Source organism: Nitrosospira sp. NRS527 (assembly GCF_018406445.1).
Taxonomy (GTDB): Bacteria; Pseudomonadota; Gammaproteobacteria; order Burkholderiales; family Nitrosomonadaceae; genus Nitrosospira; species Nitrosospira briensis.
The window spans coordinates 1805093-1829168 of the sequence record NZ_AP024515.1 but is presented as its reverse complement, the minus strand read 5'-3'; the positions used below and the strand labels follow the sequence as shown (position 1 = coordinate 1829168).

The following is a 24076-nucleotide window of genomic DNA, read 5'->3' as shown; positions in this document are numbered from 1 at the left end:
CGGCTGATTATCGGCAGCGGCCGCGAACTTTGAAAGAACAGGGCGGTTTTATCATGCTGTCATACGGGAGTATGCGATGAACTTTCTTTCCCTGGAACTTGCACGCCTTTCATCTGCTGAATCACCTTTTCCCCTATCCCGGTTCAGTCGGTATCGAGCGACGAGTCATGCCGGCGCCACAGACGCCCCGGCAGCAGGAATTTGAAGTCCGGATCCAGGAAGTGGGCATGCGGGTGGCGAAGCGCCTGGGTATCAGCCGAAGGATATTTCTCCAGACGGCGGCGGGGGTGGCGACAGCGTTTCTCGCCTCGTGTCTATTTCGCGCCGACCCCCGCTTCGGGGCTCAACCAGATCGGACGCTAGTTCGCCATACTGACCGAAAACAAATTCGCCGCAGAACTCATCGTTCAACCCGTCAATTGGAGGATGCCATTCGCAATTACCTCAAACTCAATGACGCCGGCCAGAAGCCCTTTGTCGGGACCAAATCCGCCTACAAAATCATGGACAGCATCGAATGCTTTTGTCCGCGAATTTATAATTCAGGACATTAGATGATCAGCCGCAGTATGTATTCGTCATACTTCACGCCCGAATATCCCTCCAAGGGTTCTTCTGTCGATATGCTTACTAAGATAGGCTGCCCCAAACCCCCCGAAGAGTTCCTTCTTCGTAACATCCAGTTCCGATTCTTTAGCCGCCAGTATTTCACGGGTAGAAGGACGCTCGCACATCGCATCGTAAAACGTCTGTAATGCAGGATCGTCTTGAAACAGATGCATCTCGGGTATTTCGAACAGTTCAGAAAACATTTGGCTAAGCTCGAGCGTGTAGAACAACTGGAAATCTGGCAGAAAAGGCTCTTTTCCAAGTAGGAACGGCGTCATTCTCGAGCCATTAACCAGGCGGGGCAGCCACATTTTGCTTAACAGGAAGGAACAAAGATTATAGATATGTCCTTCTTTTTCAATTTTGAGTTTCCATGCTTTTGGAAAATATGCGCTGACAACAAACCAGTTGAAGAACGGGCCCGCAATGGAGAAAGTGATGAAGTCATTCTTGGCATCGACCTCTGCACAGAGCATCGGATCATCAATAGGATAAAACTTTCGTGCTTCTGGGTAAATTCTCGCGAGATAACGACAGATTGCGTGACTTTCCGAAATATCAACACCGTTGACATCCCTGAGAGTGGGAATTTTCCCAAGAGGATTCCGTTCCATGTGCTCTGGCGTGAGCGTGCTCCCCTGAAACGGAGACACTCGCTCATAGCGGTAAGTTAGACCGGTTTCCGAGAGCATTTGGGCAACCTGACTCATATAAGGTGAGAGCCAGAATCCGTACAGTGTACGCTCGACATTTGATTGTGTGGACATGGAATATTCCTTCTGCATTGCAGTTTAATTTTAAGTAGGTGCCCCGGTTAGGTGCATGGTGCTGGTGTACCTCGGTAGTAGTGCCAAGGCGTTCCAGTAATTCGGTTAAAAACTAATCATCTAATTCCTCTATTCTTTATTCGCTTCATTCTCTTTACTTAGGGATTGTCGTATTTCTGCCATGAATTCCATCGGATCCTGTTCGAATTGTTGAACCAGATTCTCGTGCACGTCACTTTCAGGAACATATTTTGCACCCCAACGTAACAACTCCATGATTGGAGGTACCAGATCCAGGCATTTTTCAGTAGGCATATAAATAACCTTGCGCGCATTAGCCGGATCACGGCGTCGCAAAAGGATATGGCCTTCCTCCAGCTTTTTAAGCCGGTCAGAAAGGATATTGGTAGCGATTTTTTCCGGGGAATTCTGAAAATCACCGAAATATCGCTTACGGAAGAAAATGAGATCACGAACGACAAGCAGCGTCCATTTATCGCCCAATATGTCCAAAGCGCAGCTGACTGGACAGGAGGAGCGGCTGATCTGGTTTGATTTCGTCATAACTTTATGCTTGCCTGCATACTGACTTGCTTTTTGCAATCAATAATTATATTTGCATTTTGCAATGGATGTGGGCAATAAGTGTAAAAAAGTATAAGAAGCGCTCTTCCCACGTTTACGGGTTCTCGATCCCGCACTATCTCAGGCGCCTTGAAGCTCGCCAATCCTGTACCCGCTGCGATTTCATAAGCTTATAACCAAGGAGGGTGAGCAGCAGCAATGCAATCAGCGGCCCTATCGCAGCACGAAAAATATTCGCATAATTGATCATCTGTACGCGCAAAGCATACTCATAACGTACCGGAGGTATTCCCTCTCCATTAATAAATACCGTATATAACCCCTTATCCAGACTGGTCTCTCCCCTCATTACCCCGTCGGGATGATAACTCGGACGCAGGTATGCCACCGTTTCATCATCAACCTCGCTGGTTCCCCGTACTACGCGTATCCCTACGGGAATGTCGCGCAACGCCTGATCCGCAAGGTCTATTACCAATAAAGTATTCCCTTCCCTGGGTATTTCTGTGCAGTATTGATTGCTGGGTTCATGTTGAGGCTGGTAGGCACTCAAGTGCACCATGCTGTCATCATCAAGCCGGCGAGTGCATGTATCTTCATCCATCGACACCTTCCCATGCGCCCCAGCCATGCCACAGTAAAGCGCTGCGGTGACAATAATAGTGAGCTGTATCATTTGCTTGATCATTTGATTGCTCCTTGAGATAGGGTTCAACTGTGTATTCGTTATGCTCTGATGCTGTTTTATTGTGGCTTATTGCAAATCGCCCCGTCCCTTGTACTGCGGGAGCGGAGCGATTTAGGCAGCTAGACCACTGCTCGGATTCCTCAATTAGCCCTTTACGGTACGATCCGGTTGTTGAGGATGACTTTGCTCTGGCCATTCCAGATCACGTCGGTCAGGTTGGAGTAGCGGGTGACGATCTGTGCCACGACGCCGCCGGCAAATAGGCCTGACCAGCCCAGTATCACGAAGCCCCAGTGCAGCGGGGCGCTAAACAGTTCTTCCATGAACCAGAAGGCATGGCCCCATTCGTTCAAGCCTACGTTCGGCAGAATCATGAGCGGACCCGCGATAGCCATGACCAGCGGGAACGAGGTGCCCCGTACGTATAGCGGCAACCGCGTCATGGCGTACAGGTAGGTGGCCACGCCGCAGACGATGTACATCGGGAAAGAGCCATAAAATACGACTACGTGGCTCGGGGTGAAACTGGTGTCGCGGATGATGACCTGGTGCCAGGAGGCGTCCTGCTCGGTGAAGAAGCTGCCGCCCCAATACACGCCAAAGAGATAGACGCCCAGCCACATCATAAAATAGAAATAGCGTTTGACCTCGAGCTTGGGGTCGAGGTTGTCCAGGTTGGTATCTCGTGTTTTCCAGATCCATCCCCAGGTCACCAGGGCAAACAGCGGCATGACGATCATGTGTATCCGCCATAATCCCATCCAGACTTTCTCAAACTCCGGTTCCATCGAGTCCATCCCGTGCGAATATGCATAGGTCCGCTGATACCAGACCCAGAATACCGCAACCCCCAGCATGGTGATGAGCCCGAATTTGTACCACCTCGAGTCGTACCACTCCGACATGTCATTGTCACGGCTGCGAGATTTGGCAGCGCTTGACGTTTCCAGTGTTGTTGCCATCTCATTACTCCTTTAGATAACTAAACTACCCGTTACTGTTTAAGCGATTTAACTTCATTCCTCATAAATATCAAACGTTTTATGGGGATAAGTCACGTTACATCATTCACTCTTGCAAATACTTCGCCTATCAGGCAAAAATTTGAAAGCCGTTCCAGAATAGTGCTATTCCCAGCAAACCCAGCAAGCCAAACTTATACATCGTTGATTCGTGCAATGACGGCATGCTGGAAGCACGAACACCTGCTTGCGGATAGCTGCGCAATCTTCGATGTTTTGTTGTCATTTCGTACTCCTTTTGGTTAATTCCTACCACTTCTTCCAAGACCTCTTACTAACTTAGTTAGGGCCTGTTAACTCTAATAATCATATCGCATGTATTCAGGTATACTTGCGGGCATGGAAATCACTCAAGCCCAGTACGAGCGAATCGTACACTGCCTGCCGCTTCAGCGAGGCAATGTCAGTCTCAGTAATCTGAACGTATTGAACGCCATTCTGTATGTGGCCGAGCATGGCTGCAAGTGGCGCGGTCTGCCCAAACGCTTCGGTAATTGGCATACCATCTACACGCGCATGAACCGCTGGAGCAAAAGCGGTGTACTGGATCAGGTGTTTGAGCAGTTGCAGCGTGAACAGATCGTTCGCGTCAAGATCGAGGCCGTTTCCCTGGACAGCACCATTGTGAAGGTTCATCCGGACGGCACCGGGGCATTAAAAAAAACGGTCCCCAATCCATCGGCAGATCCAGAGGCGGGTGGACCACCAAGATTCATATGGTTGCCGCGGATGCTCGAACGGCTATAACGTTTGCACTGTCCCCCGGACAGGCTCACGATGCGGTGGAGGGGCGTAAGCTGCTCGGCAGCCTGGACAAGCCCCGTTGGCCAGTTCATCTGGTAATGGATCGCGCCTACGAGGGAAATGAAACACGGCAACTGGCGTTGGATCTTGGTTTCATTCCGGTAGTTCCGCCCAAGGCCAACCGGGTTGAGCCTTGGGAATACGACAAGGTTATGTACCGGCGGCGTAACGAGATTGAGCGATTGTTCAGGAGACTGAAAGGATTCCGCCGTATCTTCTCGCGCTTCGAGAAACTGGATGTAATGTTCACTGGTTTCATCCACTTTGCTTTGATCGTCGAAGCACTTAGATTGTGTTAACAGGCCCTAGCAAGTATTATGCTTGCAATGAGCAAGTGATTAGAGCATAAACCTGGAGACGGATAGGCGGTAGTCTGTTAAATTAGTTATCAGAGTTCTATTTTTGAAACGATGGGTGGTCCCTATGCAAGACCTGAATGACCTCTATTACTACGTCCAAGCCGTGGATCATGGCGGTTTTGCTCCGGCAGGCCGAGCCCTGGGCATGCCGAAATCGAAGCTTAGCCGCCGCATCGCCAAGCTGGAAGAACGCTTGGGTGTGCGCCTGATCCAGCGCTCGACACGTCACTTTGCAGTTACCGACGCCGGCGAGACTTATTACACACATTGCAAGGCAATGCTGGTGGAAGCTGAAGGGGCCCAGGAAGCAATAGACACGCTAACAGCCGAACCCAGGGGTGTAATCCGGATGACATGCCCCATACCACTGGTGAATGCTTATGTGGGAGTGATGCTGGCTGATTTCATGGTGCGCTATCCGCACGTCACAGTGCAGATGGAGGCGACCAACCGGCGTGTCGATCTGGTCAGTGAGTCGGTCGACGTCGCCCTTCGTGTGCGACCATTGCCCCTGCAGGACAGTAACCTGGTTATGCGTGTTTTGGCTGATCGAGGCCAATGTTTGGTAGCCAGTCCTGCCCTTGTCCAGCGGCTCGGCTTTCCTACTGCACCATCTGCTTTGAGCAATTGGCCTAGCCTGGGCCTGGGGGTTCTGCAACCAATCCACACTTGGGTGCTGCATGGGCCAGATGGCGCACACGCAACACTTCATCACACGCCACGCTTCGCGACGACGGATATGATTGCGCTAAGAGATGCCGCTGTGGCTGGTGTCGGTGTAGTGCAGCTGCCGGTGGTCATGGCACGAGACCAACTGGCGGTTGGTTCATTGGTTAGGCTGGTGCCAGATTGGGCGCCGTGTCGGGAAATCATTCATGCAGTGTTTCCGTCCCGGCGCGGTCTTCTGCCATCTGTGCGGGCGTTAATTGATTTTCTCTCACAGCGTTTCGAGATGCTGCATGAGGACTAAGCTAACTTAAGAGCGCTACCAAGCGGGCTCCCATTAAATCACGAACATGCGCAACCTCATACCAACGCTGCGCCGTTTCCCAGCATACACGTGCAACCATTTGTTAACTCTTATCTGACAGGCCCCCATGGCGGTGAACTGGGGGGTGCAACATTAATCAGCTTCTCATTGACGAATTCACCAAAGCCCAGCTCCGACAGCTCACGGCCGAAGCCTGAATTATTGACGCCGCCGAATGGAAGTTGAGCCGCCGCCCATGCTGGCTGGTTGATAAAAATCATACCGCTTTTGATCTTTGCTGCAACCTTGCGGCCACGCTCGATGTCAGCCGTAAACACCGAGGCGCCAAGACCGAATGGGGTCGCGTTTGCCAGGCGGACAGCTTCATTTTCATTCTCGACGACGCGGAAAGAGGCAACCGGACCAAATAACTCTTGGGCATGGATCGGGTTCTCCTCAGTGATGCCGGCCAGTACCGTCGGTTCCAGATAGAAGCCAGAGCGGTCAATCCTTCCGCCACCAAACACAACCTTTCCCCCTTCGTTCCGAGCCAGCTTGATTTGATCCAGAAGAAGATGCAATGCCTTCTCTGAAGCAAGAGGCCCCAGGGCTGTAGCAGGATCGTTGGGGTCTCCAGCTTTCAATGAAGCCATGCGTTGAACGAAGCTATCCAGGAAAGCCTCTCCAGGTCCGGGTCGGATATGTTTGTATAGGTCTTGATCAGCTTGCCTGTTGCAGGATTGATCGTTTGATAGGCCATGTTGCCTCCATGTGCCTGACTATCAATGAGTGCGCTCATCCGCCCGGAAAGATCAGAATGATGAGCTCGTGTTTTTTGCGGCATGTGCGGTGCCGGACTCAGGGAAACTGGCCGCCCAATCGGGGCGGCCATCCAGATCTAGCGATCCGCTATTCCTGGAGTAAACGCCAAGTTAACAGGAAGCTTTTCCACCACGGTGTAAGGACTCGCCTTGTTTTCCTTTACCCATCTCCTCTCGCCTGCAGATTCAAAAGGAGGCGGAATCTCTCCCTGGAGAGACCAAAGATCGAAAGGCGTCTCGTCAATGGAAATCTCCCAATCGTAGCCTCTGTCCTTCACAAAGGGAGCAATAAGCTCATCGAGCGTCCTCACCCACCATTCCCGCATGACTGGGCCGGGCAGCGTCCTCGCAATGTGATCCACCCTGAACCGGATAAATTTGTTATTCGGCTCACCGCCTACAAAGCAGGAGTCTTTGGCTATTTCCTCAAAAATGAAGACTACATAGAACTTAGGGATGGGAACGCGTGCATACATAGCGGTAATCTTTTCGGATAGATCTTTTTTGTCTTGAGCGGTGTATGCTCCAGCGGGATGATAAACTTTCCATAATGGCATGATTTTTCTCCTAAAATTGACTCTTGACTCGAGAGGGATACTACTTGCGGTTAGCAAGTGGTTGCAGTATAGGCCTGGAGACGGGGCAGGTGTAGTCTGCAAATCAGTTATCAAAGTTCTATTTTTGAAACGATAAGTGGCCCTTTATGCGAGACCTGAATGACCTCTACTACTATGTCCAGGCCGTGGATCATGGCAGCTTTGCTCCGACAGGCCGGGTACTGGGCATGCCGAAATCGAAACTTAGCCGCCGCATCGCAAATCCATGCCTGGGTGCTGCATGGGCCAAATGGCGCACACGCAACACTTCATCACACGCCACGCTTCGTGACGGCGGATTTGATTGCACTGAGAGATGCCGCGGTGGCCAGTGTGGGTGTAGTGCAGCTGCCGGTGGTCATGGCGCGGGATCAGCTGGCGGCAGGCTCACTCGTCAGGCTTGTGCCGAACTGGGCGCCGCGTCGCGAAATCATTCATGCGGTGTTTCCGTCCCGGCGCGGTCTTCTGCCTTCTGTGCACGCGTTAATTGATTTTCTCGCACAGCGTTTTGAGATGCTGCTAACTTAAGAGCGCTGCCGGAACTTGCGCAATGACTCCATCTCTGCCACTGCGCCACTCATAGTTTCAAAAACAGGACTCTGATAACTGATTTTGCAGGCTACACACTTATCCATCTCCAGGTCTATACTCTGACCACTTGCTTATTGCAATCATTATCGGAGGAGGATAAATGTCAAGACAATCATCTTGTAGCAAGCGCGCAACGTCCATCAACCAATCTCTTCAGCCGTTATTGATTCATGGTTTGAAAGGCATCGAAAAAGAAAGCCTCCGAATTAACCGGGAGGGATCAATATCATTGTCACCTCATCCGGTTCAGCTTGGCGCCGCGTTGACTCATCCGAATATAACAACTGATTATTCTGAAGCGTTACTTGAGCTAATCACGCCAGCATTATCGGATGGAACGGAAGTGCTGGACTCCTTAACGGATTTGCATAAATACGTCTGCGCAAATATCAACGACGAATTATTGCTGGCGGCAAGTATGCCTGTCGGCGATTTGCGGGACCCGTCAATTCCCATCGCTGAGTATGGTTTATCCAATCTCGGGAGGATGAAGCACATCTACCGGCAGGGTTTAAGCTATCGCTACGGCCGCTGCATGCAGGTCATTGCCGGAATCCATTTCAACTACTCGCTTCCTGAGCCATTCTGGCCGGAATACCAGCAGTTCATGAAACATATGGGGGATCTGCAATCGTTCACTACCAACGCTTATATGGGAATGATCAGAAACCTGCAGCGTTATGGCTGGCTTATCCTGTATTTATTCGGCTCGTCCCCAGCAGTGGGCAAAAGCTTCATCGATAGCCGTAATTCTGTTTATTCCGATACATTGCAGAAATTTGACGGGACTTCCTACTACAAGCCCTTTGCCACCTCTTTGAGGATGAGCGAGATAGGCTATTTGAATCCCGTTCAATCGATGTTTCATATTTCCTTTAACAGCATCGAAGAATATATCCGGGACCTGGGCAGGGCAACAACGATACCTTATCTCGGATATGAAAGGATCGGGGCAAAGGTAGGCGAACAGTACCGGCAGTTGAATACCCATTTCCTGCAAATCGAGAACGAGTATTACACGCCGGTACGGCCAAAACAGCCGACGAAGTCCGGCGAGAGGCCGCTGCAGGCACTGAGAAGCCGGGGGATTCAATATATTGAAATACGATCCGTGGATGTCGATGTATTTGAACCAACGGGAATTTCGATCGAAACCACGCGCTTTCTTGAAGCGCTGAGTCTTTTCTGCCTATTCCAGCCCAATGCGGGGCATGATTTGAATCAGCATGACGAGATCAGCAATAACGCATTGGCGGTGGCCAATCGCGGCAGGGATCCGAGACTGAAGCTGCTTGAAAACGGGCATGAAATTCCGATACGGCAGTGGGCGTTTACGCTGTGTGAGCAGATGCGGGAGGTCTGTGAGATCCTGGATAATGGCAATGTGGATACTCCCTACACCCGCGCATTGCACCAGCAGATTGAAACCATTCGCCACCCCGAGTTGACGGCTTCAGCAAGGATGCTGTCGGCCATGCGCGCGCAAAAGATATCAATTACTGAGCTGGTATTGCAGAAGTCCCGTGAATACACTCGTTATTTCCAGAGTGCCGCGCTGGATGTCGCGGTAAAAAGGAATTTTGATCTCCAGGTCCAGACATCGCTGGCGCAACAGAAACAGCTCGATGTCACGGATGATATCCCTTTCGATAAATACCTGAGCAGCTATTTCTCGCGAGGCGCCTCAGCCAGCATCATTTATTCCCAGGACTTGCCTCAAGACTTGCCTGTCACCATGGTCGAAATTGCTGCTCCATGAATTGCGCATACTCATGAAGCGGCTTGCATGGAAGGGTGCGCAAACCGTGGGATTTGCGCGTGGGCGGAATTAACCGGCAAGGCGGATGACGATGGACGACACCGCTGGTACCGGACGAAGGAGCCGAAGGAAATACCGCTGCGGGAATTCAATGCTGTTTTGACACGTAAGGACCCGCCATTCAACATGGAACATGTCTATACCACTTATCTGCTGGAATTGGCGGAAACCCAGGTCATTCCTCTGTTTGAAGCAGGGCTTTCCCCATGACTTCGGCAATCGAAATCAGGCGGGTGCACAAGCGTTTCGGTGCGTTGCATGTCTTGCACGGTATTGATCTCGAAATCAATACCGGCGAATTCTTCGCCTTACTTGGCCCCAATGGAGCGGGAAAGACGACGCTGATCAATATTATCGCGGGTCTTACCCTTGCCAGCAGCGGCAGTGTCAGGGTAAAGGGGCATGATGTCGTCGCCGAGTACCGTGAAGCACGTCGCATGTTAGGCGTGGTGCCGCAGGAGTTGGTATTTGATCCGTTCTTTACCGTCCGGGAAACGCTTGTGTTTCAATCCGGCTATTACGGCATAAAGAAGAATAACGGCTGGATAGACGAGATAATCCACCATCTCGACCTTGCCGACAAGGCCGATACCAACATGCGTTCGTTGTCCGGCGGTATGAAGCGGCGCGTGCTGGTAGCGCAAGCATTGGTCCACAAACCCCCGGTAATCGTTTTGGATGAACCCACCGCAGGCGTAGATGTGGAATTGCGCCGGGCCCTTTGGCGTTTCATCAAGCAATTAAACCGCAACGGTCATACCATTGTGCTCACTACGCATTATCTTGAAGAAGCAGAGGCTTTATGCAACCGCGTGGCAATGCTAAAAAATGGCAGTATAGTTGTGCTTGAAAGCGTCAGAAATCTCATTAGCAACATTTCCGGACACCAGATACGGCTGCGGTTATCTCCCGATACGCTGCCGGCGGCGTTACAGCTACTGGCAATCAGCCACGACCAAGGCTACCACGTTCTGGCGATCGAGGAATGCTCCCAGCTTGAAAGCGTGATGGCAGCATTACGCGCCGTCCAGACCCAAATCCTGGAACTGCAGATATTGCAACCTGATCTGGAAGAAGTGTTCGTAAAGATCATGCACAGTGCAGAGAATCTGGAACCCGTATCGGTATGAATGGATTTTTTACGCTGGTCTACAAGGAATTGCTACGATTCTGGAAAGTCGGGTTCCAGACCGTATTTGCACCCATGCTGTCTACCTTGCTCTATCTTTTAATTTTTTCCCATGCGTTGGGAGAACGGGTGCAGGCGTATCCCGATGTAACCTACACCGTTTTTCTGATTCCCGGACTGGTGATAATGGCTATGTTGCAGAACGCTTTCGCCAACTCCTCGTCGAGCCTGATACAGTCGATAGTCTCGGGCACCCATGTTTTCATGCTGCTGTCGCCGCTTTCTTACCAGCAAATATTCGCCGCCTATGTACTGGCATCGATGGTTCGCGGTCTGGTGGTGGGGTTGGGTATCTACATGGTGACGCTGGGCTTTTTTGAACTGCCCCTGTACTCGTTCGCATGGGTATTCGTGTTTGCCTTGATGGGCACCGCCTTGCTTGGCGCCTTAGGCATTATTGCGGGGATCTGGGCGGAAAAATTTGAGCAACTTGCCGCGCTGCAAAACTTTGTCATCCTGCCACTGACGTATTTATCAGGGGTATTCTATACCATCCCCTCGCTGCCGCCGTTCTGGCAAGGATTGTCGTATCTGAATCCGTTTTTCTACATGGTAGACGGGTTTCGCTACGGCTTCTTTCGCACCTCCGATGTTTCGCCCCACCTCAGCCTAGGGGCTCTGGTGGCCTGTTTCCTAGTGGTATCATGGCTGACATTGCGCATGCTGAAGGTGGGATACAAAATCCGCCAATGATCCACCGGTGGTTTTCCCACGACTTCTCCTTTCCCGGCCAGGGTGTAAAGGGGATTGAAAGCAATTTCGCTGTTAGCGTCCTGAATTACAAATTTGTTGAATTATTCTGCATCATCTGTCTCCCGGATATTGAGTTCGAGACAGGAGGACGAGATGGCAGGCAGACCAAAGTGGAGTTGGTTTTGAACGAAGCTGAACAAGAACAATTGCACGCTTGGGCACGTTGGCGCAAAACGGCGCAAGCACTGGCCTTGCGTTCGCGGATCGCTCTGAAACGTGCCGGCGCGGTGGCGGGAGAATCAGGAAGTCGCGGTCCAGCCTCGACTAGCTTGTCAAGCAGTGGCGATCCGGCAAGTATCGGATAAGCTTTCTTTCTCCTGAAGAACTGGCACGGCTTTCATCCGCTGAATCGCTTTTTTCTTCTCCTATCCCGGTTCAGTCGGTATTGAGCGATGAGTTCATGCCGGCACCACAGACGCCCCGGCAGCAGGAATTTGAAGTCCGTATCAAGGAAGCGGGCGCGCAGATGGCAAAGCGCCTGGGTATCAGTCGAAGGAAATTTCTCCAGACGGCGGCGGGGATCGCAACAGCGTTTCTCGCCGTGAATGACACGTATGGACCGATCTTTGGCGGTCGCGTGCCGAAGCGCAAATGCCTGAAGAAGCCAACGAGCGTGCGAAAAAGCTCTTGCCGAGATACCGGCGAAGTATGGTGTCGGAAACGTATATGCGGATCTGGGCCAGGTATTCGCCCAATCCACTATTGCCGACCCACGGGTGGCGGCCATTGTCACGGGACAACTCATCCGGGGCCTTGGCGCGGACCATGTTTGCTGGGGCACGGACGCGATCTGGACCGGTTCGCCGCAGTGGCAGACCGAAGCGCTGCGCTGCCTGGAAATTCCGGAGATTTTGCAGAAAAAATATGGCCTGCAACCGCTGGGGCTTGCCGACGGCCCCGTCAAAATGGCTATTTTCGGCGAGAACAATACTCGGCTCTACAATTTCACAGCCCAGCAGCGCTCCGGGTTGACTGATGACGGGATCGCTTCATACAAGAACCTGTACGGCAAGCACGGAGCGGAGCGCACCAACCTCGCCTATGGCTATGCGCTGAAGGACGTCTGAGCGAAACCGGGGGTAGCGTACATTGGGGCGAACTGCCGGATTCCGAATAATAATTTTCCGCTAAAAATCGAGCGGTGGATTATTCCACGGCGGGTTGCGAAGCCGGTTCGTGTTGCAGCGTCCAATCGATTATCTCCGCCGCGAGCCGGTCGGTGGCCCTGCCGAATGCCGCGATGACTTCAGGTATTTCCCTGCCTTGTACGGGTTCGATGATCTCAAAGCTCCGCGTGGCTACGATGCGGCTTCTTCCGGACTGCACCAGCGTTGCGTATAAACGGATATTCACGGCCGGTATACCGTTTTTGTATTCTACCTGGAATGCGGTCAGGTCACCCCCGAGCTCCAGATCGGCTATGAGATTATTGTTGCCGCTGCTCACGGAACTGAACCTGCCATCGGTGCGAAAGGCTTCCGCGAGTTGATCGCGCAATAAAATGGGCGCAGGATCGCCCCAGCGTATGCCCTTGTAAGCACTGATCCGGTTGTCCTGCCGCAGTACCAGCACGCGCATGCTGTCGGTCACCTGGCTGCTCTTGGGGGTAGCAATGCGCAGCGCCCAGGGCAGGCTGTGTGCCTGGGTCGAGCGCGGAATCGAAGAGGAGGGGAGTTGATAGATCTCCAGCGTTTCGGCTTTAGGCAATATAGAACAGGAAGACAAGAATACCATTGCCATACCCGACACCAGCCCGAAACGGCAAAAGTATTGTGGCCGAAGCGCGCGACCCATCATGGTTCAAACTCCTGAATTTTTTCACGGCCGGTCAGATAATCGGCCGGGTTGTCCTCTAGTCGACCCATTATCCTGCTCATTGAACCCAGCGTTTTACGCAGCTCTTGCAGGGCAGGCCCAAGCTCGTTCAAACCCCGCATTCCGCTGCCAAGCGCTTCCTGGTTGTCTAGCAGTAGTTGGTCGATGGTAGCGCTGGTTTTTGCCAGTGAAGCCGTCGTCTGCTCTACGCTGTCCAAAGTACGCGCGCCCTGATTGTTGATCAGCGTGTCTGCATTGTCCATCATCATCGAAGCCTGTCGCAACGCCAGGTTTGCTTGCTTGCTGGCGGCCGTCAATTCCTTCACCAACACCTTGAAGTTTTCGCTTTGGCCGGCTATCGCTCCGGAAGCCTGCGCTATATTTTCGACCGTTTTACTTAAGTGTTGCGCGTTTTCTCGTGACAAAACGTCCTTGGCTCTCAGGATCAGCTCGGTGATGTCAGCCATGGTACTGTCACTCTGCTCCAGCAGTTTGGCAATTGGAGAAGGGGTGGCCACGATCACAGGATCTTCGCCTTCCGCCGCCACCAACCTGCGGCTATCCGGAGACCCGCCGCTAAGTTCTATAATGGAGTTTCCGGTGATGCCCGTAAACGACAGCCGCGCCTGGGTATCCTGCTTAATCTGGACATTGCCTTGCACACGTATCCGCGCGAGTACTTTGCGAGGATCGCGCGGATCGAGCTCAAGCCCGGCCACATCGCCCACCTTTATACCGCTGTACTGCACGGCGCTGCCGACGGACAAGCCTCTTACGGCTTCGTTGAAAATGACGATGTAATATCTCTGCTGGGCATCGCTGGGCGATTTCCCTAACCATAAAACGAATAGCGAGACAACCACCACGGCGATAACGGTGAAGAGCCCGATCAGTACATGGTGAGCGCGAGGTTCCATCAACCGACTTCCTGCAGTCGTTGGCGTCCGGCCTGGTGCGCCGCGCGTCCGCGTGGACCGTGAAAATAATCCCGCACCCAGGCGTCATCGGTGGCTTCAACGACATCCAGCGTATCCGCCACCAGGACGTGCTTGCCGGACAGTACCGCAACCCGGTCACAGACGGTGTGGAGCGTATCAAGGTCGTGCGTCACAATAAAAACAGTCAGTCCCAGCGCGTCGCGCAATGTGATGATGAGTTGGTCGAATTCGGCGGCACCTATCGGGTCAAGGCCTGCCGTAGGTTCATCCAGAAAGAGTATATCCGGGTCGAGGGCCAGCGCACGCGCAAGCGCAGCACGTTTTACCATGCCCCCGGACAATGTGGCGGGGTATTTTTCGCCGGCGTTGGCGGGCAACCCTGCCAGCGCAAGTTTTACTTCCGCGAGATGCTCGGCATCGGCCCGGCTGAGGCCGGCATTTTCAATGAGCGGCACAGCGACATTTTCGATGACGGTGAGCGAAGAAAACAAGGCGCCGCGCTGGAAAAGCAAGCCAAACCGCCGCTCGAGCTGATATCGGCGCTTACGCGACAACTTGAGGACGTTTTCGCCAAGCACACATACACTCCCTGACACAGGTTTCTGCAATCCAACTATCGTACGCAATAGTACCGACTTGCCTGAGCCGGAGCCACCGATCACGCCCAGTATTTCACCACGATAAACATCCAGGTTCAGCTTTTCATGTACCGTCTGCTTGCCAAAACGGTTTGTCAGATCGCGGACTTGAATTATCACATCGTGGTTGGGAGCAGCAGTCGGGCTTACCATCCCATCTCCATGAAAAACAGCGCGCCCAGCGCATCCAGAAGAATAACGACGAAAATGGATTGGACTACGCTGGAAGTCGTGTGCTGGCCAACCGACAGTGCGCTGCCGCTGACCTTGAAACCTTCGAGACAGCCGATGATCGCTATCACAAAAGCGAATACGGGCGCCTTGGACATACCCACCAGAAAATGCCGCAATTCGATCTGTTCCTGAAAAATCGACAGGAACATCGCCGGGGAAATATCCAGAGCCAGCGCGCAGACCACCCCACCCCCGAATATGCCCGAGATCATGCCTACGAAAGTAAGAATAGGCAGCGAGACGAACAACGCCGAGAGGCGTGGCAATATCAGCAAGTCGACCGGGCTCAGGCCCAGCATGCGTGCGGCGTCAATTTCCTCATTGGCTTTCATGGACCCGATCTGGGCTGTGAAGGCACTCGCCGTCCGACCAGCCATCAGAATAGCGGTGAGCAGGACAGCAAGCTCGCGCAGGAACGAGTAGGCCACCAGATTAACGGTGTAGATGCTGGCGCCGAAATTGGCCAGCACCGTTGCGCCGAGAAACGCAATCACCGCCCCGACCATGAAGTTGAGCAAGGCAACGATGGGCACGGCATTCAGGCCAGTCTCTTCAATCTGCGCCACTACCGAAGTGATACGCCAGCGCCTTGGACGAAAAATGGTATGGGTCAGGGCCTGGAGCGTGAGACCCGTAAATCCGAGCAACGCCAATGCCTGCTGCCGGAAGATTTCCATGGCATGCCCAATCCTCTCGAGCAGTTCGATTGCCGCCGAGCGCCGCCGCATGTGCTGGATTTTACCGGTGGTGCTCATCGCATCCGCTACTGTTCGCAACAGTGCATCGCGTTCCGTGGTCAGCACTGAATCGGGACCGGATAGTTTCCGGGCGAGTTCGACGCCGAGCAATTCAAGCAGCCTTGAAGCCCCTGCCGTGTCTAGCGCGCCCAGGCCACTCAGGTCAATCTGGTTACTCTGCGCCCCAGCCAGATCCGCCACTTCGGCGCGAAGCCGGGCGATTTCCCGTCCCAGCGCGGCATAGTTGTCAAGGGTCCAATCGCCGCGCACGGTCAGTTTGGGCGGGGTGGCAGCGGAATCCCAGGCGAGAAGTCTTGAATTAGCGCCGGACGTCATGGGTTTCTACTTTTCCGGATGTAAATGGGATGATCGCAGGAATCCGTTGAGGGTCTTGTTTGCTCTCCCGGGCGTCGATGGACGGCGATAATTTCATATGACATCGGTGGGTAGAGGAAGAGGGCGGCGCGACATGGAACAGGCTGCGTTTTTGGTGATTGAAACTCATCGCCATCCTAGCATAGTGGAAGTAGCGAAACCGCGCTTGTTAAATCGCATTCATGATGTTTCTGGTTTCTGTTTAGCGTTGGCTCAGCCTCGGTATTGGTTTCGGGGCGTGTGGCTGGATGACCTACGCCGGCCGATATTGATCAAGGCCGCTGGCCAGCTTCGCCATTCTTCAACTTCCTGGAACCGGGGTTCGCCATGCCGTCTTGATTCAAATGCATGATATCCCGTCAGGCAACCAACTGAAAATACGGTTAAAAAACTATCTGTTTGTGCGGACGGTGTCAAGCACGAAATATAGTGCGGGAACGGGCACGAGTGCTGGCCTATCGGCGCGCAGCAAAGCCTGCGTAATGGAAAGGGGCGAGTAAACCACGCTCAACTGTATCGGCAGGTTATATGTCCTCGCGGCGGTTGATTCGGGCGCTAAAACAATCTGCCACGTTGCGTAGTGATGCAGATCGGGAGGCATGCGCTATTCGCTACCATGGCATATCTGCTATGGTTCAATACTGGATGATACGTAACCCTGAATCCGGCGGTTGACCGCTCATTTTTCAGCTCATTTGTGAAGCTGGCACTATGCACAGCAAGGATAAGTTTCACAAAGTAGCGGAAATAGAAATAGTAGGATGGGTGGAGCAAAGCGCAATCCATCATTCGTTTTGTTTGGCGTGTGCATGCTGATGGGTTGCGCTTTGCTCCACCCATCCTACGAAAATTGAATATCCTGTGGGCTGGTACCATCTATTGGCCTTTGGTAATCCTCGGAACATCGTCACCTTTTTGTTGAGTTCGCTACAACTGCCGGATTCAGGGAACTGTTTTTTGACCGAAACCTTGCATTGCGTTACCTATCTCAGTGACTGTTGCAGAAATTCCATCGTTAGCAACCCAACCCGGAGGTCAATATATGGCAAACCATACGTCGGACCGCAAACCGATATACCGGCTGCATCCCACCAAAGATGTCGACGGATATAATTTCCTGGCCGATCTGGCGCTGGACATGCGAACGTCGTGGGACCACAGCGGGGACCATATATGGGAACAATTGGACCCGGCGCTATGGGATTTGACGCGCAATCCATGGGTGGTGCTGCAGACGGTATCGCGAGAAAAACTTCAGAGCATCTTTGCCGATCCCGTGTTCAGCAAGAACGTCGCCGAACTGGCGCGGGAGACACATGAGGCGTCGGTTGCGCCCGGCTGGTTTCAGCAAACCTATCCGCAATCGCCTCTGAAGTGTGTTGCCTATTTTTGCATGGAATTCATGCTGAACGAAGCGCTCCCCATTTATTCGGGCGGGCTGGGCAACGTGGCGGGAGACCAGCTCAAAGCCGCTAACGATCTGGGTGTGCCGGTCATTGGCGTGGGGTTGCTCTATCAGCAGGGCTATTTTCGCCAGGTGATCGACAAAGACGGCGTCCAGCAGGCGCTCTTTCCCTATAACGACCCCGGCCAGTTGCCTATCACGCCGTTGCGCCGCCAGAATGGGGAGTGGTTGCGGCTGGAGATGAAATTGCCGGGCTATTCCGTCTGGCTGCGTGCCTGGCAGGTTCAGGTGGGCAGGACGAAGTTGTATCTGCTGGACAGCAATGACGCTGCAAACTATCCTGCCCACCGCGGTATCACCAGCGAGCTTTACGGAGGGGGTCCGGAGCTGCGGCTTGAGCAGGAGATCTTGCTGGGCATCGGCGGGTGGCGATTACTTGCTGAACTGGGCATCAAGCCGGAAGTCTGCCACCTGAATGAGGGCCACGCCGCCTTTGCCGTTTTGGAACGCGCACGGCACTGCATGGAGGAGATGGGGCATGATTTCAAGACAGCGTTATCCATCACACGCGTGGGCAACCTTTTTACCACGCACACGGCGGTAGACGCGGGCTTCGACCGTTTCGACCCGGATCTGATTGAGCGGTATCTTGCTGACTATGCCAGGACCGGGCTGGGCATAACCTGTCATGATCTGCTGGCGCTGGGGCGTGGCGATCCGAACGATGCGTCGGAGCCCTTTAACATGGCCTATCTCGCTATCCATGGGAGCGGGGCGGTAAACGGAGTGAGCCGCCTGCACGGAAAAGTGAGCAGGCGCCTCTTTGGGCCTGTTTTCCCGCGCTGGCCAGCAAGCGAAGTGCCTGTGGGCCATGTGACTAATGGTATTCATGTGCCGACCTGGGATTCGGTGCCGGCAGCCAAATTGTGGAAGCAGGCCTGTGGAGAAAATCGTTGGGGCGGGACCACGGAAATGCTGGAGCAGAATATCCTCTGCCTCCCCGATATCGATCTCTGGCGATTCCGTAGTGTCGCGCGCAAATCGTTTGTCGAGTACATCCGCAAGCGGTTCACCCGGCAACTTGCTGTTACAGGGGAGCCACCCGCAGCGGTCGAGGCGGCCAAAAGCATGTTTGACCCCGATACGCTGACTCTGGGTTTTGCGCGCCGCTTTGCGACCTACAAAAGACCGGATCTGTTGCTGCACGATCCCGAGCGGCTGCTGCGGCTGTTGACTAACCCGCAGCGCCCGGTACAGCTTGTCATGGCCGGCAAGGCGCATCCGGCGGACGAGGCGGGCAAAGCACTGATACAGAAATGGATGCGCTTCATTCATCGCACCGGCGCACGCGCTTCCGTTATCTTTTTGAGCGACTATGACATGCATTTAACCGAGCAACTGGTGCAGGGGGTGGATGTATGGCTCAATACCCCCCGGCGGCCGTGGGAAGCGAGTGGCACCAGCGGAATGAAAGTACTTGTCAATGGCGGCATCAATTTGTCGGAGCTGGATGGCTGGTGGGCGGAAGCCCACACCCCGGAAGTGGGATGGGCCCTGGGCGATGGCAAAGAGCATGGCGATGATCCCGCCTGGGACGCGATTGAAGCCGAGGCCCTTTATGATCTGCTTGAGCACGCGGTGATTCCTGAATTCTATACCCGCGACGAGCAAGGTATTCCCATCGCCTGGGTCACGCGCATGCGCAAGAGCATGGCGCAATTGACACCCCGCTTTTCCACCAATCGCGTCGTGCGCGAATACACAGAGCGCCATTACCTTCCGGCGGCGGCCGCTTACCAGGCGCGAAGCGCCGACAACGGCGCGCTGGGTGTGCAGGTGGAAAACTGGCGGCAGGCGCTGGATCGAAAATGGTCTGCCTTGCGTTTCGGCGAATTAAAGGTCGAGACCGACGGCCAGTATCACAAATTTGTAGTTCATGTATATCTGAATGACCTCGATCCCGAGTCGGTGCGGGTCGAACTGCATGCCGAGGCCATTTTCGGCGATATTCCCGTGCGCCATGAGATGACGCGTCTGCATCCGCTGATAGCGGCAGCTACGGGTTTTGCCTATCAAGCGTCCGTGCCGGCGGATCGTCCGGAGTCGGACTATGCGATTCGGCTCATACCCCACCATCAGGCCGCGGAAGTTCCGCTGGAGGCAGCCCGGATTTTATGGCAGCGATGAATTGCTCATGCCGGGAATGAACAGGCAAAGGCGACAAGAATGCGTTGCGGGGTTGCGCTTAACCAACGGTTTCCAGCGTGTTTCAGATGTTTTCAGAAGCGGCGGGTCGGGGAAAGGCTGACCCTGATGTCCCGATAGCAGCCAACGGTTCAAGTGGTTTCAATCGGGCAGAAAGTAGCTGGCCATCTCAAGCGCTGCTGTCGGGCGCCACTTCCGGTTTACGCCGGCGACGAGTAGGGGCGGCAGGTTTGCGCGGAGTCCGGGCCGCTGCTTCCTTAGGCGTGGCTTGAGCCGCTGGCTCGGTAGCCGCTTGTGGTGCCGGCGCCGCATTGGGCAGAGGCACATCGGTTGTATCGGGCTTGGCTGAGGAGGCAGTCGAATCGGGCGCTGCCAGGGAAGCAGCCAAATCAGACCCATCAGGCGCATCGGCTGCTTCGGGCAAAGGAGGCTTGCCGGTCGTCTTCGGCGCTCTGGTCTTTGCCTTTTTTTCCGCCGGTTTGCGCTCCCCACGTTTCTTGTGTGCCGCCTCCTGTTTGCCGCGAGCCTCTACGGTCTCCGATGGTTTGGTTTCGGCTTTTGCTTTTGCTTCCACCTCTGCTACCGGTATGTCTGGCGTCTGCTCCGTTACCGCCACGCCGGGGGCCGTTCCCCCGCTGCTGCGATAAACGTAGGTGCCGGATTTCTCGTCACGGCCTAATTCAAGCAAACCGCGTAGCTGCGCCTCGTCAAGTAAATTGCCAAAGGCGCGGAAGCCAAAGTAGGACTCATTGAAATCGGGCTTGCGTCGCTTGATTGCCTGTTTTAGCGCGGATGCCCAGATCTTGCCGCTGTCTCCGCGCTCCGACACCAGGGCATCGAAGGTTTCCACCGCTATTCCTATCGCCCGACTCTTGCGTGCTTCCAGTTCTTCCTTGCGGTGCTTTTCCTCATCGGGCGAACGCCTGGCCTCGGGCTGCACTTCCTCTGTGTCGCGTTTGGCCGCTCGCTGGCTCTCGCGTACCAGATCGTCATAAAAAATGAATTCGTCGCAATTGGCGATCAGCAGGTCAGAGGTCGATTGCTTGACGCCGACGCCGATTACCTGTTTGGCATTCTCGCGCAGCTTGGAGACCAGCGGCGAGAAATCGGAATCCCCGCTGATGATGACAAAGGTATTGACGTGCGATTTGGTGTAGCAAAGGTCCAGTGCGTCCACCACCAGGCGGATGTCGGCCGAGTTCTTGCCTGACTGACGTATATGCGGGATTTCGATCAGCTCGAAATTGGCTTCATGCATCGTGGACTTGAAGCTCTTGTAACGATCCCAGTCGCAGTAAGCCTTCTTGATGACAATGCTGCCTTTGAGCAAGAGGCGCTCGAGTATCGGCTTGATGTCGAACTTATCGTATTTTGCGTCGCGCACGCCAAGTGCAACGTTTTCGAAGTCGCAGAATACCGCCATGCTGACATTTTCGTGAGGTGAAGCCATAATTATTGTTTTCCAGTGATGGGTAGGGCTTATTGTCACACGGAACAGAAGGTATTCATGCCGGATTTACAACGGCGGGTAGCACAAACATAACCTGAATCATCAGGAAACGAATCGCGAAAATAAACGAGTTCGATTTCCGGCCGAAAAAACGGAATCAAGGCTTCCACACGCATTCCATGAAATCCAGTGCCGGTTGGACTCTCCCTGATGGTTTTCTGAAGGACTCTCCCGGATGGTTTTCTAAAACTTTGTCCGATAAGCCATGTATCTAATATTTTAATTCATCTTCTTTTGTAGTCCAGAGTAAACGTAAAAAAATAAATAATGCGAGCACTACCTTGCACGTTCGAGGTTAAACTCAGCCGTTTCCAGCGTTATTGCGATGATTGTCACGCTTTTCCTCGCCACGCGCATGAATATTCCGGTGAGGCAGTCGCGCAACTGCCACCTGTCGTTGCGTTGGTCGTGTTGGCACGTGGATTCCCGGTATTTCATGCAATTTTGTATTTTATATGGAGCTAGCCTCAATGATTGCCCACGCAGCAACGACACTCAGCATGATTTCCATTATCGAAGATCACGCGCGTAAACGTCCCGATCGCATAGCAGTTATTTACAACGACCGGCGTTTTTCTTACGGCCAACTCAACGCCATGGCTAATATGATCGCCAATGGGTTGGTGAACCTCGGCATTAAACCGGGCGACCATGTTGCCTTGTCGTGCCCGAACCTGCCGTATTTCCCGATGGCCTACTACGGGATAATCAAGGCGGGCGCGGTAGTGGTAACGCTCAATGTATTGCTCAAGCCGCGTGAGATCGCCTACCACCTGCAAGATAGCGAAGCCAAGGCGTTTTTCTGCTTTGAGGGAACAGCCGAGTTGCCGATGGGCCAGATGGGCAAAACGGCATTCGACACAGCGCCGCAATGCGAGCACCTGATTGTCATCACGGCCAATCCGGCATCACCCACCTCTATCGAAGGGGCCGTGACATTGGGGCAGTTGATGCATGACCAACCGCCATCCTTCGCTGCCCATGCGCCGCAGGCCGACGACACCGCCGTCATACTCTATACCTCCGGAACCACCGGCCAGCCCAAAGGTGCGGAGTTGAGCCACATGAACCTGCTGATGAATGCGATGGTTGTGCGCGATCTGGTCGCTACGGTAATGAAAACGGGTGCTGATGCCGAAAATGTCGTGCTTATTACTTTGCCCCTGTTCCACGCCACTGCCCAGCAAGCACAGATGAACGCCAATCTGCTGGCTGGCGCCACGCTGACGCTTATGCCGCGCTTCGAGGCAGGTTCGGTGCTGGAGGTGATGAAACGCGACAAGGTAAATTTCTGGACGGGCGTTCCCACCATGTTTCATGCCTTGTTGCATTATGCGGCCGCCAACAATATCGACATCGCGCCGATCGCGGCCAGCCTGCGGCTGGCGTCTTCCGGCGGCGCGCCCATGCCGGTGGACGTGATGAAACAGTTCGAAGAAATGTTCGGCGTCAGGATCATGGAAGGGTATGGTTTATCCGAAACAGCCCCTGTCGCTTCTTTCAACCATATGGACAAGCCCTCTAAAGCGGGTACGGTCGGCCAGGCACTCTGGGGCGTGGATATCATATGTGCCGATGATAATGATCGGCCCGTTCCAACGGGCGAGAGAGGGGAAGTGCTGATCCGGGGCCACAACATCATGAAGGGCTACTACAAACGCCCCGAGGCTACCGCCGAGGCCATGCGCAATGGCTGGTTTCATACCGGCGACATCGGCATCCTTGACGAAGAAGGTTATCTATCGATAGTCGACCGAAAAAAGGACATGATCCTGCGCGGCGGCTACAGCGTTTATCCGCGCGAACTGGAAGACGTGATGATGACCCATCCATCGGTATCGCTGGTGGCGGTGGTCGGTATACCCGACGAGAAACTGGGCGAGGAAATAAAAGCCTTCGTCGTCAGGAAAGCCGGCATGGAAACGACCGAGAAGGAACTTGTGGCCTGGTGCAAGGAGGAGTTTGCTGCTTACAAGTATCCCAGGCACATCGAGTTTCGTGATCACCTGCCCACCAGCGCGACCGGCAAAATTCTGAAGCGTGAATTGCGGCAGTCATAAACGTATCAGCAGGTTTGGACTGTCTGGCTCTTTCAGGGATTCCAAAAGGGGCCGTAGTGGGAGCGGGGCAGTCAGCGCCGCGCCGGGTATGCGTATTGCCTCGTTTTAATCGAAAACTTCTCTACACGATTTTACAGGAAATGATGGCGTCCTCATCATACGAGTAGATCGCGCACAACCGGTGATAGCCGTCGGCAATGATAACCTTGCCATTGGTCGAGTCTCGTATTAATAGAAGCGGAGCGAGCGCTTGCCCTGACTCTATTTTCTCTTGATCTTTTTCGACGTGTGCGTTGCTGACCCCAACGAGCGGGAGGCCGGATGCCCTGAAAATGTCTTTCGCCTTGAACGCCGATATGGAAGCGCGCTTCAACTTCTTCACATACGCATTGATAACGGACTCATCATATAGCAGGTTCAGATATGACATGGCCGCTGTGTAGTCATGCTCTTCTGGTACGCTCAGCCACTTGATTTCAAGTTTCTTCTTTGTCATATCCGGTTCTCCTGTACGTGTATTTAAACGCGCTCAAGCGCATTTGGTTGAACGGGTGAGCAAATAGCCGTGTTCGATTTTTCATCGGTT

At 53.7% G+C, this 24076-nt stretch carries 28 protein-coding genes; 12 read left to right on the top strand and 16 right to left on the bottom strand.

Annotation, left to right across the window (positions count from 1 at the left end; all coding sequences use genetic code 11):
- The first annotated feature begins 98 nt into the window (after positions 1-98).
- Positions 99-554: a hypothetical protein gene (locus KJS40_RS08210; RefSeq protein ID WP_213537066.1), complete on the top strand. Its 456-nt coding sequence runs from the start codon at positions 99-101 to the stop codon at positions 552-554.
- A 24-nt stretch (positions 555-578) separates the two neighbouring features.
- Here the strand turns inward: KJS40_RS08210 and KJS40_RS08205 are convergent, their stop codons facing one another.
- The 5 genes from KJS40_RS08205 to KJS40_RS08185 all read right to left on the bottom strand — a co-directional run bounded on the left by KJS40_RS08205 (position 579) and on the right by KJS40_RS08185 (position 3897).
- Complete coding sequence (locus tag KJS40_RS08205) at positions 579-1376, bottom strand: glutathione S-transferase family protein (RefSeq protein ID WP_213537065.1); 798 nt, start codon at positions 1374-1376, stop codon at positions 579-581.
- A 129-nt stretch (positions 1377-1505) separates the two neighbouring features.
- On the bottom strand, positions 1506-1979 hold the full coding sequence (locus KJS40_RS08200; RefSeq protein WP_244859504.1) for a helix-turn-helix domain-containing protein: 474 nt from the start codon (positions 1977-1979) through the stop codon (positions 1506-1508).
- A 97-nt stretch (positions 1980-2076) separates the two neighbouring features.
- The gene (locus tag KJS40_RS08195) at positions 2077-2649 is read right to left on the bottom strand and encodes a hypothetical protein (RefSeq protein WP_213537064.1); all 573 of its coding nucleotides are present in this window, start codon (positions 2647-2649) and stop codon (positions 2077-2079) included.
- Positions 2650-2801: 152 nt separating this feature from the next.
- Complete coding sequence (locus tag KJS40_RS08190) at positions 2802-3611, bottom strand: methane monooxygenase/ammonia monooxygenase subunit C (protein WP_213537063.1); 810 nt, start codon at positions 3609-3611, stop codon at positions 2802-2804.
- A gap of 130 nt (positions 3612-3741) precedes the next feature.
- Entirely contained in the window at positions 3742-3897 is a 156-nt protein-coding gene (locus KJS40_RS08185) for a hypothetical protein (protein WP_213537062.1), read from the bottom strand.
- Between the two features lie 113 nt (positions 3898-4010).
- Between KJS40_RS08185 and KJS40_RS08180 the strand changes: the two genes are divergently transcribed.
- A protein-coding gene (locus KJS40_RS08180) for an IS5 family transposase (RefSeq protein ID WP_244859763.1) occupies positions 4011-4774 on the top strand; the annotation gives its coding sequence in 2 pieces (ribosomal slippage) (positions 4011-4326 and positions 4326-4774; 765 coding nt in all).
- A 124-nt stretch (positions 4775-4898) separates the two neighbouring features.
- Positions 4899-5804, top strand: coding sequence for a LysR family transcriptional regulator (locus tag KJS40_RS08175; RefSeq protein ID WP_213537061.1), 906 nt, complete (start codon positions 4899-4901; stop codon positions 5802-5804).
- Positions 5805-5914: 110 nt separating this feature from the next.
- Here the strand turns inward: KJS40_RS08175 and KJS40_RS08170 are convergent, their stop codons facing one another.
- From KJS40_RS08170 to KJS40_RS08160, 3 genes are all read right to left on the bottom strand, one after another.
- Positions 5915-6457 (bottom strand): aldehyde dehydrogenase family protein, encoded by a 543-nt coding sequence (locus KJS40_RS08170; protein WP_213537060.1) that lies wholly within the window; start codon positions 6455-6457, stop codon positions 5915-5917.
- The gene (locus tag KJS40_RS08165) at positions 6445-6603 is read right to left on the bottom strand and encodes a hypothetical protein (RefSeq protein WP_213537059.1); all 159 of its coding nucleotides are present in this window, start codon (positions 6601-6603) and stop codon (positions 6445-6447) included. The genes KJS40_RS08170 and KJS40_RS08165 overlap by 13 nt, the downstream gene beginning before the upstream one ends.
- A gap of 99 nt (positions 6604-6702) precedes the next feature.
- Complete coding sequence (locus KJS40_RS08160; RefSeq protein WP_213537058.1) at positions 6703-7182, bottom strand: tautomerase family protein; 480 nt, start codon at positions 7180-7182, stop codon at positions 6703-6705.
- Positions 7183-7374: 192 nt separating this feature from the next.
- On the opposite strand from KJS40_RS08160, the gene KJS40_RS08155 reads away from it, so the two are divergent.
- The 7 genes from KJS40_RS08155 (at position 7375) to KJS40_RS08125 (ending at position 12640) form a co-directional block, all read left to right on the top strand.
- Complete coding sequence (locus KJS40_RS08155) at positions 7375-7749, top strand: LysR substrate-binding domain-containing protein (protein ID WP_244859503.1); 375 nt, start codon at positions 7375-7377, stop codon at positions 7747-7749.
- 163 nt (positions 7750-7912) lie between these two features.
- Positions 7913-9571: a glutamate--cysteine ligase gene (gene gshA / locus KJS40_RS08150; protein ID WP_213537056.1), complete on the top strand. Its 1659-nt coding sequence runs from the start codon at positions 7913-7915 to the stop codon at positions 9569-9571.
- Between the two features lie 27 nt (positions 9572-9598).
- Positions 9599-9841: a hypothetical protein gene (locus KJS40_RS08145; protein WP_244859502.1), complete on the top strand. Its 243-nt coding sequence runs from the start codon at positions 9599-9601 to the stop codon at positions 9839-9841.
- Positions 9838-10761 (top strand): ABC transporter ATP-binding protein, encoded by a 924-nt coding sequence (locus tag KJS40_RS08140; RefSeq protein WP_213537055.1) that lies wholly within the window; start codon positions 9838-9840, stop codon positions 10759-10761. The genes KJS40_RS08145 and KJS40_RS08140 overlap by 4 nt, the downstream gene beginning before the upstream one ends.
- Positions 10758-11513, top strand: a complete 756-nt coding sequence (locus KJS40_RS08135) for an ABC transporter permease (protein ID WP_213537054.1) — start codon at positions 10758-10760, stop codon at positions 11511-11513. Before KJS40_RS08140 ends, KJS40_RS08135 begins: the two co-directional genes overlap by 4 nt.
- A complete protein-coding gene (locus tag KJS40_RS08130) occupies positions 11465-11878 on the top strand; it encodes a hypothetical protein (RefSeq protein ID WP_213537053.1) in 414 nt (137 codons plus the stop codon). The genes KJS40_RS08135 and KJS40_RS08130 overlap by 49 nt, the downstream gene beginning before the upstream one ends.
- Positions 11879-12289: 411 nt before the next feature.
- Positions 12290-12640, top strand: coding sequence for a hypothetical protein (locus tag KJS40_RS08125; protein WP_213537052.1), 351 nt, complete (start codon positions 12290-12292; stop codon positions 12638-12640).
- 79 nt (positions 12641-12719) lie between these two features.
- Here KJS40_RS08125 and KJS40_RS08120 read toward each other — a convergent pair whose 3' ends face one another.
- The 5 genes from KJS40_RS08120 to KJS40_RS08100 form a co-directional block, all read right to left on the bottom strand.
- Positions 12720-13370, bottom strand: coding sequence for an ABC-type transport auxiliary lipoprotein family protein (locus tag KJS40_RS08120; protein ID WP_213537051.1), 651 nt, complete (start codon positions 13368-13370; stop codon positions 12720-12722).
- Positions 13367-14305, bottom strand: a complete 939-nt coding sequence (locus KJS40_RS08115) for an MlaD family protein (protein ID WP_213537050.1) — start codon at positions 14303-14305, stop codon at positions 13367-13369. Before KJS40_RS08115 ends, KJS40_RS08120 begins: the two co-directional genes overlap by 4 nt.
- Positions 14305-15117, bottom strand: coding sequence for an ATP-binding cassette domain-containing protein (locus tag KJS40_RS08110; protein WP_213537049.1), 813 nt, complete (start codon positions 15115-15117; stop codon positions 14305-14307). Before KJS40_RS08110 ends, KJS40_RS08115 begins: the two co-directional genes overlap by 1 nt.
- Positions 15111-16271, bottom strand: a complete 1161-nt coding sequence (locus KJS40_RS08105; RefSeq protein WP_213537048.1) for an ABC transporter permease — start codon at positions 16269-16271, stop codon at positions 15111-15113. The genes KJS40_RS08110 and KJS40_RS08105 overlap by 7 nt, the downstream gene beginning before the upstream one ends.
- A gap of 430 nt (positions 16272-16701) precedes the next feature.
- Positions 16702-16911 (bottom strand): hypothetical protein, encoded by a 210-nt coding sequence (locus KJS40_RS08100; protein ID WP_213537047.1) that lies wholly within the window; start codon positions 16909-16911, stop codon positions 16702-16704.
- A gap of 441 nt (positions 16912-17352) precedes the next feature.
- On the opposite strand from KJS40_RS08100, the gene glgP reads away from it, so the two are divergent.
- On the top strand, positions 17353-19902 hold the full coding sequence (gene glgP / locus KJS40_RS08095; protein ID WP_213537046.1) for an alpha-glucan family phosphorylase: 2550 nt from the start codon (positions 17353-17355) through the stop codon (positions 19900-19902).
- A 187-nt stretch (positions 19903-20089) separates the two neighbouring features.
- On the opposite strand, the gene KJS40_RS08090 is transcribed toward glgP, so the two are convergent.
- Together KJS40_RS08090 and KJS40_RS08085 are read right to left on the bottom strand one after the other, a co-directional pair.
- Entirely contained in the window at positions 20090-21370 is a 1281-nt protein-coding gene (locus KJS40_RS08090; protein WP_213537045.1) for an NYN domain-containing protein, read from the bottom strand.
- 336 nt (positions 21371-21706) lie between these two features.
- The gene (locus KJS40_RS08085) at positions 21707-21868 is read right to left on the bottom strand and encodes a hypothetical protein (protein WP_213537044.1); all 162 of its coding nucleotides are present in this window, start codon (positions 21866-21868) and stop codon (positions 21707-21709) included.
- A gap of 32 nt (positions 21869-21900) precedes the next feature.
- Between KJS40_RS08085 and KJS40_RS08080 the strand changes: the two genes are divergently transcribed.
- Complete coding sequence (locus tag KJS40_RS08080; RefSeq protein WP_213537043.1) at positions 21901-23490, top strand: long-chain fatty acid--CoA ligase; 1590 nt, start codon at positions 21901-21903, stop codon at positions 23488-23490.
- Between the two features lie 121 nt (positions 23491-23611).
- Here KJS40_RS08080 and KJS40_RS08075 read toward each other — a convergent pair whose 3' ends face one another.
- On the bottom strand, positions 23612-23986 hold the full coding sequence (locus KJS40_RS08075; RefSeq protein ID WP_213537042.1) for a hypothetical protein: 375 nt from the start codon (positions 23984-23986) through the stop codon (positions 23612-23614).
- Positions 23987-24076: the final 90 nt, after the last annotated feature.